We start from the raw sequence: 7,700 nt of genomic DNA on the forward strand, positions 1-7,700 counted from the left end.
GCTTTATAAGTTAATCTAGCGGCTGGCTCAGCGAATCAATGCGGATTGCGGGGGCGATAAAATCAACAGCCTGCTAAAACTCCCATTCGATACTACACGCTGACATTGCATTAATGAATCATACCCTCGGCTCTCAGTATCCCGACAATGCCTACCATGATCCAGAATACATTAAGCAATGTATAGGCATAATCGCGTTTTAAAATGGAGCACCATGAAAGTAATATGGCGTCAGTGGTGTTAAAAAACCAAATAAAAGCAAACGGACTTTCCGGACCAAGCCAACTGACTAAACTAAAGCTAAAAATTCGCATCAATACACCGACCATTTCAAAGCTGCGAATATAGCGATAAATAAATGAATTGATTTTGCCCATGCTTTCCAAAGTCCCGGGTAATAATTACCGAATCAGCGCATCAAGCGTAAGGAATTGAAATACCAAAATTTAGCGTACATCATTTTTTCAATGGCTTAGATCAATTATTTCTCTAGGGATTGGGCGCCGATTTGGGTTGTCGTTGCAGTTGAGATACTCAAATGAGGGTTATCACAAGAAATGCGGCATACAAACCTCCATTCATCATAAGTGCCCAAATCGGCAATCCTTGTCCGTGGGGGCGCGAGTGAAATCGCATCCACCCTGCGGCCATTAGTGTGATTAAAACACCGCTAAGTACCTCGATACGCGGCTGCCAAGGCGTCAACATAATGCCAATCGCTGGAAGCAATGTGCCTTGAAATACCATGGCGCCGGTGATATTGCCGCAGGCCAAGGTGTCCTTGCCGCGGCGAATCCATAGAATGCTGTTGACTTTCTCGGGCAGTTCGGTCGCTATCGGGATTATCAGAAGCGATAACAGTAGCGAGGATATTCCGAGCGCATTTGCCGCGCCCTCCACTCCGGAGATGAAGCCCTTAGCCCCGTAAACCAGCAACCCAAGCCCGATAGCCAGTTGCAGCAAGATGGTTAGCATGCCGGTTGGCAGGCCCAGTCTGGCTATATACATTTTATTATCCGCCTCGGTAGCGTGGCCGTCCTTGACCAAGTGAGCGGAAGCGCGCAGGGTCAAAAGAATATAGAAAAAATAAGTAAGAACAAGCGCAATGCTCAATGCCCCGCGCAGATAGCGCGCCTCCTGAGGAATATACATGGCGGCAGCGGCCAGTACAAAAGCAAACAGGAAAAAGTCGATATCCCGAATGAATCCCGTCCTTTCCGGACGGATATGGCCCGAGGCTCTCCTCCTACGTAAGACCGCAAACGCCATCAGACAGGTCGATAAAGTCGACAGCATTAACGGAGCGCCGAGAATGGCTCCAACCCCGACTTCCTCGTTGACTTGAATATTTGACGTTCCCGCAAACAAAGCCAATAAAGGAATCATCGTTTCGGGCAGGGCGGTACCAACGGCGGCAAACAATGAACCGGTAACGCCCTCCGAAATGCTTAGCTTTTCGCCCAAATGCTCCAAGGCGTTGGTAAAAAATTCAGATGCCACCAAAATCACGATGATCATCAGGATTAAGGTCGTTAAATATGCTGTCATGGACCGATACAATACGAAGGAAAAATTGATGAGCGACTAAGCTTACTTCGCTGTTTCATGCTTAGTTTCAGGCTTGCGATTCAGCTTGACCCATTCAATGCGCGGACCATCCATTTTGAAAATGGTAACCTCGAATTCATTGAAGGAAACGGTTTCGTTTTCTTCCGGGATGTCGCATAGCTTGGCTAAAATCAATCCGCCAACGGAATCGACGCTTTCGAGGTCCAGTTCTTCATTTTCTATATCGATATCCAAAAGCCGTTCCAACGAAAAAATGGGCAAGCTGCCTTTGCAAAGCCATGAACCGTCATTCTGCAATTGCCAGCCTGTATCGCTCGAACGAAATTCGTCTTGCATTTCGCCGACCAATGCGGATAACAAATTATCCATGGTGATAAAACCGCGCGGTTTTTGTCCCTTCTGACCCACCAAAGCAAAATGCGGAGCGCCTTGGCTAAATAGCCGGAAGAGTTCCACTGCCGGTTGATGGGATGGAACGTATTGAATCGGGCGCAAATACTGCTCGAAATCAATGTCGGTTTCAGCTGCCTGACACGCCACAAACAAGTCCTTTAAATGAATAACGCCAAGAACATCAGCGCCGTTGTTATCGAAATAAGGGTATCGACTGAAACGGCTAGCGAGCATAACAGCCAAATTCTCCTGCGCTGTTTTATTGCGATGGAGAGCAGTGATTTCATGAAGTGGCCGCATCAATTCGGAAACCTGTAATTTGCTGAAATCAAGCGCTTTGGCTAAAACGCTCCACTCTTGATTACTAAAGGTTTCGCTTGGGCGGCCGGATCGCAGTATTAACTGAATTTCTTCCGTTGAATAATGGCTTTCGTGACCATGATGTGCCGTCAATCCGGCTATACGCAAAACCAGATTGGCACTGCCGTTCAACAACCAAATGGCCGGATACATCAGCCGGTACAATAAATAAAGCGGCGCGGCACCCCACAGACCAATGGCTTCAGGGTTGCGAATAGCCATCGACTTAGGCGCCTGTTCCCCGACCACGATATGTAAAAAAGAAATCGTACAAAATGCAAAGGTGAAGGAAATGGTGTGAATCAATTCAGGCGATGTAATACTGAATTTTAAAAAGACCGGTTCCAGTAATCCGGCAAACGCCGGTTCGCCTACCCAGCCCAATCCTAACGACGCCAACGTAATACCCAGTTGGCAAGCGGAAAGATAGGCGTCCAGATCGCCATGTACTTTTGCGAGAACGCGTCCACGCCAACCGGCAGACTGTTGGATGGACTTGATACGGGTTTGTCTTAATTTGACCAAACTAAACTCTAAGGCGACAAAATAACCGTTTATAAAGACTAAAAATATTGCGCCCAAAATGAGCAAAAGATTATTCATGCAGGGGAAATTGATTACAAGTGGAGTGACCGCGCGTGAGCTGATTTGTCTGCAAAAGCTTAGTCTGGTGACACGTTAGAGGCGGATTTAAGTCGTTTAATATAAGCCATGGAACAGTCAACTCGACTGTAAAAAAAATATAAAATTTTTCATGGCCCGCGTTAAAACGCTGCCAAAAGTATCGGATTCGTAAAATTCTTTAGTGATGAGCGACACGAAAAACCGGTCGGGCTATTTAAGCCGTGGCAAGTGAGATCAATACGAAGAAATAGTTTTTCTTACCATCACCTTCCAAATTAGCCCGGTATTTGAAAACCGGATGTTCGGCCCGCCGGAAGTTGGCTTTAACGTAAGCTTCGATATCGATGCCCGCTAAATCCGGCGCCTGACATAACCTTCTTGTAAGAAGTGGCCCTTATTCTTCAAACAGACTTTGCAGTTTGTTTACAAAGCCCGGATTACCGTATCAATACTATGTTATTTAACTTCTAAATTTAAGGGATATGACGTCTTTTTTAAGAGCTGCAGATGCCTACGTCATTATATAACCTATTGTTTATATGCATATAATAATGGCATGGTAAATGCGAAATTGAAAATTAAGCTAAAACCAAGCAGTTAGGGTTAGCGAAGCGTAGCGCAACTTTAATGTAGGCACTACAAACAGCATTTCACATAAATCATTTTAGGAATATGAAAATGACTAAAAAAATCTTGGCTCAAGCGGTTACCCTGGCTCTTTCAACTTTGGCATTTTCAAGCACAGCTTCTGCGGGTGTGACCACCATGTATAACGCAACGACTGGCGTCGATGGTTCAGTTGCAGCTGGCACAGTAGATCCATTTACCGGCGGTGTTTATAGCCCTAGTTACTACGGCCAAACCGACGGCTGGGCCAACGGAGCCGGCGAACAAGCTTTAACGAACGCCACAACGCCAGCTCCAACCGGATGGACTAACCCGGTCTCAGGCGTTACCTATGACGCCGGAGCTCGAGTTCCCGTTGGTTATTACGGCACCCAAAATTGGGTCGGAACGGCCAGTCCAACGACAGCGGCATTTGGCTACGCTGGCGCCCATATGAACTGGGGCATAGAAATTACCGGCGGTCAAGGTGGGACCGGCACCATTTCGGCCGCTGATTCCTTCTCTCGCTATGGTATCTATGCCGATATCGATACCGCCAAAGGCGCTTGGGCAGCCACAAATGTAGCCGACCAAGGCGGATGGCGTCACGACCTGGACGTCGGACTTTTCAAGTCAGATACCACCGGTACAGTCACGCTGACTGCGCAAGGCATTCTAAATCCCAATGCCCAGTACGGCTTCACCATATTCCATGGCATGGATAACACTACCGGATACATGCACCACGTTTCGTGGAACATCGGCAACAACACCGTTGGCATCACTGATGCCTCCAACCCGTATATCGGTGGCACTTATTCGGCAGCTAACTATGGCACCAATTCCGGAACCGGATTAGCTAACAGCGATATTGTTGCAGCCAGTGTTGGGGTAATCGATCCCTCCGATCCATTCACCGGCACCACCGACATGAACACCATTACCTTTAATGCGGTAGCGGGAGAGTATTACACGATCTTCCTGGGTGGTTATATGGGTGGAGCCTGGTTCACCACAACCGATGGTTATTCTTTGACTGTCTCTCAAGTTCCCGTTCCCGCCACCGTCTGGCTGTTCGGATCGGCGCTGACTGGCTTGGTCGGCATGCGTCGCCGTAAAACGGCTTAAAGATTGGTTTTGCCTTAGGAATGAGGTAACTTCCACCAACCCGGCCAACCTCAATTCGCCGGGTTTCAAGCGGATCGATAAAATTGAGTGGGTTATTCTCAACATAGGTGTAAGTATTAATGCCCCCATCCAACCCAATCGGGTCTCTCTGCAAATACCTCCCCAACCCCGGATCATAATACCGCCACATATTGTAATGCCAACCGGTTTCTGCGTCATAATATTGGCCGGGCAATTAGGTTTTGGGTAATTGTTGCATTGGTGACGGTGGCTTTGCCGAAGGGATCATAGTCGGCGGCCCAGACTACTTGGCCTTGCTGGTCGGTGACTTTCAGCGGTGCACCCAGGTGATTGTTGTGATAGTAGCGGATCTGGCGGTCGCCGTCTTTGGGTTCGTCGATGCGTGCAAGAGGCTCTCCGTCCAGGTAGGCGTAACGGATACTCCCGATATCGATGGTTTGCAGCATCGTTACGAATCCTTCTTCGCCAATCACGCAGCTGCCGTCATAGGCGAACATTTTCCATTTCTTGTTCGCGATTTTATTGACCCTACGGCCGAAGGTATCGTAGTCGTAAAGGCCGCCTTGCGGGTTCTGCAATAGCCGAGACAATCGTTGATCCGAGGTATAGATCATGCCCAGCAAGCGTAGCCTGGATGGAGCGGAGCGAAATCCGGGATTTGAAACATCATTCCCCGGATTCCATTTCATTACATACAGGCTACGCTTGCTCGTGCAATTGCGACCGGGTGATTTAATCCAATTCGTCGGATCGGAAAATTTCATCGCTTCATTGGTTCTTGACTAATTCGGCACACTTTTCATTCATCGCGCCCCCCGGCGATCCGCCCGCTCCAGCGCCTCTGTCTTTACGTACGCTGTCAGCCCGCGGCCCTGACTAGCGTTGCATCATCGAAGGAACGGGAGCCTGCATGCCTACGATTACGCGGTCGCTAATCGTAGCTATGAGCTCTGTTTATGAGCTTGCGCGATGAGATTAAACAGGCCTTGGACGACGGCTGGATGGTGGCGCAAATTTACCGGCTGTTGCAAGAGGAAGGCAAGGTGCCGTTCAGCTATCAGGCGTTCCGGCTGTATGCGAACCGCTTGATTTTGAATCCGGGGCAGACGCGAAGGCAGGCCAAGGGCGATAAGACGGCCACTCCGCAGGCCGAAAAGCCGGAGCCCACCACGCAGTCGGCGGACAAGGCCAAGGGGTTTGTCAGGAATCCGAACCCCAACAAGGACGATTTGGTTTGACGGGCAAGGCCGTTGGGACGAAGACCGTAGGGCGTTTTCGCGATAGCAAAACGCCGGGTGGTTTCAAAGTTTTGGCGGATTGTCGCTACCGCGCCGAATCCGCCTTACGGCCTTGGCATCAGCAGGATCAATTTACGGTCTGAGCAGCGTCGGATTGCGATGTATTCTGGCATCACGGACTAAACCGTACCAGAGTCCAACATAACCTGATCAATTGAACAACTAACAATGGTCATTGATTCTTTAACGCTGGAAGCGAAACCATCCTTGAATTTCAATGCGCTGTTTCGACCCTAAGCCGCCAATCAAACGGCAGAATAGCGGACGTTCGGGCGATTGATTCCAACAGATTGTCAAAGCTACACTTTCAAACTGGCTGAAATGAACATTTGCAAGACTTTAGGCTTCTTGATTACGCCACGCCTTGAGTACTGCTGCAAAGTCAATTTCAGCAGGGTCAGTGGTCCAATGCTTATAGAAAGAAGCATCATCGCTAGCTGGCTTCGGGTCAGGAATGTCTATTCGTATACGAGTAGGCATCAGAACCGAATCCCCCAACAGGACACACTCACCTCGCCGAAGTGTTGAAAATAGGCTCGCTATTCCACGCACTGAGTCAGGAAGTAGGCTTTTAACGTATGACTGATCCTCTGGATTTGAAATACGCAAACATAAAAAGCTATTGCATTGCGATAGTATGGTCGACGAGACCTCTCGGGGACGTTGACTGATGACTGTAAGGCTCACGCCGTACTTGCGCCCTTCCTTTGCTATCCGCTCAGCAGAATGCCTAGCGGCTTCTGAGGATGTATCGCGTTCGTTAAGATAAATGTGAGCTTCATCGGCGAAAACGGCGATTGGATGCCGTTCCTTGTTGACCCGTCTGTACCAGTAAGCAAAGTCAAATATACAGCGAAGAATCAGAGAAATGACTGATCCGCGTACGTCAAATGGAACAGGGCTGAGATCAATGACAACTATCTTCTTTCTTTGGCCTTGTCGCTCACCCAATAGGCGACGGAAAAGATCTTCCATCGACGCGCTATTCAAATAGGTTTTGGGCTTGAAAATCAAATCGTATCGACGGTCGTTAAGCCGCGAGTCGATTCGCATAAGTAACCGCGTAAATTGGCCAAAGAGTGGTCCTTGTTTATCCCCTTTTGCGCCAGCAACCATCTGAGTATCCAGACTTCTAAACTCCTTGAGTATCGCGTTGAAATCAAAGAAGACCGGGGTGTCAATCGTAATTTTGGTTATCCCAAGCGCCTTGTTTTCGTCGGGCGTTTCTTTGGCTGTCTGAAGAACTTCCTTGAATTTGGCAATTTGATTCGGCGCAGCCGACTCGCTTCGATCTACCATAAGGCCAAGAAGCTCTTCCGAATTCATTAACCAGTAAGGGAGCTCAAGGTCTGTGGCCGAAATGATGTCAGCGTCCTTTGCGAATGCCACGGAATATTCGCCATGAAGATCAAATAGAACAACGGTTGCTTGTTTAAGGTTTGAAATTTTTTGGAGTAGGGACGCTACCGTCCAGGATTTACCACCTCCAGTTTGGCCAAGTATTGCAGCATGTCTTGATAGAAAGGAATCAAGATTAATTTTCGCTAATTGATCCGGCTGCAGAGATAATGTGCCGAGGGCGAAGTCCCCCTCAGCATAATTGGCGAATACGGAACTGACCAATCGCTGCGAAACCTTGGAAACGAAGCGCCAGCGAGTGAAGGTTGAGTAGTCCCAGGAAGCCGTAGCGCCGGGCGGTTT

8 protein-coding genes are annotated in these 7,700 nt (G+C 48.7%); 2 read left to right on the forward strand and 6 right to left on the reverse strand.

Going from position 1 to position 7,700, the window contains the following annotated elements; all coding sequences use genetic code 11:
• Positions 1–110: 110 nt before the first annotated feature.
• The 3 genes from ACW73I_RS22610 to ACW73I_RS22620 all read right to left on the reverse strand — a co-directional run bounded on the left by ACW73I_RS22610 (position 111) and on the right by ACW73I_RS22620 (position 2,925).
• Entirely contained in the window at positions 111–377 is a 267-nt protein-coding gene (locus ACW73I_RS22610; RefSeq protein WP_458031768.1) for a hypothetical protein, read from the reverse strand.
• A gap of 157 nt (positions 378–534) precedes the next feature.
• A complete protein-coding gene (locus ACW73I_RS22615; protein ID WP_458031769.1) occupies positions 535–1,548 on the reverse strand; it encodes a sodium:calcium antiporter in 1,014 nt (337 codons plus the stop codon).
• A gap of 42 nt (positions 1,549–1,590) precedes the next feature.
• Positions 1,591–2,925 (reverse strand): hemolysin family protein, encoded by a 1,335-nt coding sequence (locus ACW73I_RS22620; RefSeq protein ID WP_458031770.1) that lies wholly within the window; start codon positions 2,923–2,925, stop codon positions 1,591–1,593.
• A 699-nt stretch (positions 2,926–3,624) separates the two neighbouring features.
• Here ACW73I_RS22620 and ACW73I_RS22625 point away from each other — a divergent pair.
• Positions 3,625–4,680 carry a VPLPA-CTERM sorting domain-containing protein gene (locus tag ACW73I_RS22625; RefSeq protein ID WP_458031771.1) on the forward strand — a complete coding sequence of 352 codons (1,056 nt, stop codon included), beginning with the start codon at positions 3,625–3,627 and terminating at the stop codon, positions 4,678–4,680.
• Here ACW73I_RS22625 and ACW73I_RS22630 read toward each other — a convergent pair.
• Positions 4,562–4,870 carry an RHS repeat-associated core domain-containing protein gene (locus ACW73I_RS22630; protein ID WP_458031775.1) on the reverse strand — a complete coding sequence of 103 codons (309 nt, stop codon included), beginning with the start codon at positions 4,868–4,870 and terminating at the stop codon, positions 4,562–4,564. The genes ACW73I_RS22625 and ACW73I_RS22630 overlap by 119 nt on opposite strands.
• A 25-nt stretch (positions 4,871–4,895) precedes the next feature.
• Positions 4,896–5,390 (reverse strand): RHS domain-containing protein, encoded by a 495-nt coding sequence (locus ACW73I_RS22635; RefSeq protein ID WP_458031772.1) that lies wholly within the window; start codon positions 5,388–5,390, stop codon positions 4,896–4,898.
• Between the two features lie 267 nt (positions 5,391–5,657).
• Between ACW73I_RS22635 and ACW73I_RS22640 the strand changes: the two genes are divergently transcribed.
• On the forward strand, positions 5,658–5,939 hold the full coding sequence (locus ACW73I_RS22640; protein WP_458031773.1) for a TraK family protein: 282 nt from the start codon (positions 5,658–5,660) through the stop codon (positions 5,937–5,939).
• Between the two features lie 399 nt (positions 5,940–6,338).
• Here the strand turns inward: ACW73I_RS22640 and ACW73I_RS22645 are convergent.
• Positions 6,339–7,700, reverse strand: a 1,362-nt coding sequence (locus ACW73I_RS22645; protein WP_458031774.1) for an ATP-binding protein, incomplete at its 5' end; no start/stop codon positions are given.

The organism is Methylomonas sp. MgM2 (assembly GCF_054172045.1).